The organism is Mesorhizobium sp. M0048, assembly GCF_040323405.1.
GTDB lineage: Bacteria > Pseudomonadota > Alphaproteobacteria > Rhizobiales > Rhizobiaceae > Mesorhizobium.
In genome coordinates, this window is the sequence record NZ_JAMYUV010000123.1 from 1 (window position 1) to 1,093 (window position 1,093).

The window sequence follows — 1,093 nt, forward strand, 5'->3', positions numbered from 1 at the left end:
CAACAAGGCACCCGAGAACCGACACCGCCAAACTGTCCGCGACTTAATGAAACAGCTGTCCGCGACTTAGCGGAATCACTGTCCGGCTTTTGCGAAATGCGCACTCAACTCATCAACGCGATCCGCGGCCATCTTTCCGAATACGGCCTGATCGCGCCGCAAGGACCTTTTCATATCGGACGCCTCATCGCTCAAATCGAGGATCCCACATCGAGTGTGCCGGAAGCTGCTCGCTCCTGCCTTGCCCTCCTCGCCGAGGGGTTGCGCCATCTGCAGAACCAAATCGCCGCGCTGGATACGGAGATCTCTGCCCGCGCCAAAGCCGACGACGCGACTCGGCGTCTGGTGAGCGTGCCTGGGATCGGCCCCCTGATCGCCACCGCCATAGAGGCGCTCGCGCCGCCAGCGGAGACGTTCCGATCGGGCCGTGACTTCGCTGCCTGGGTCGGATTAACGCCGGTTCAGCGCTCTACGGGCGGCAAGGAACGACTGGGCCGAACATCTCGGATGGGAGAGCGCACACTGAGGCGGCTCCTTATTATCGCAGCGAGCGCCGTGGTGCGGTGGGCCAAGCGCAAAGGGGTGCCTAAAGGATCCTGGCTCGGCCGGATGCTCGAGCGCAAACCGCCGATGTTGGTGATCGTGGCGCTGGCGAACAAGAACGCCCCAATAGTCTGGGCGCTGTTAACGAAGGGAGAAAGCTATCGGGCTCCGGTCGTGCCCGCTTGAGCGGGACGGGCGCGAGGCCGTTGGCGGCGTGAGGAGGTCAAAGGACAGGTATGGCGCAACGTCGGTGAGGCGGGATCAGGAGAACCAGGCGCATGGGGAGCGCTTCCAGCGCGTTCCAGTGATGTGGACCTGATCCTCGAACTCCCATACGGGCCCGCGGCCATGACGAGCCGTAAGAGAGGCCGAACACATGGCAGCACCCGATCACGCGCAAAAGCCTGTATCAAAGAGTCTTCTTGCGCCCGAGGGGGCGTCCACACATGGCCGTGCGGCACGCCTGCCCGGCAGCGTTCGCCGCGCGGCGCTCTTCCGCGCAGGCGAGCCATCTTGGTCGACAGCCCGGTCTCATCGATGAAGACGAGCT

Annotated in this window: 1 protein-coding gene and 1 pseudogene; one reads left to right on the forward strand and one right to left on the reverse strand. The window is 63.9% G+C overall.

Features of this window, described 5'->3' with window-relative positions:
* Positions 1–729 (forward strand): IS110 family RNA-guided transposase (locus NKJ84_RS33010; RefSeq protein ID WP_352510004.1); only part of this gene is annotated, 729 nt, incomplete at its 5' end.
* Between the two features lie 260 nt (positions 730–989).
* Here NKJ84_RS33010 and NKJ84_RS33015 read toward each other — a convergent pair.
* Positions 990–1,093, reverse strand: a pseudogene (locus NKJ84_RS33015) (IS630 family transposase); the annotation flags it as partial.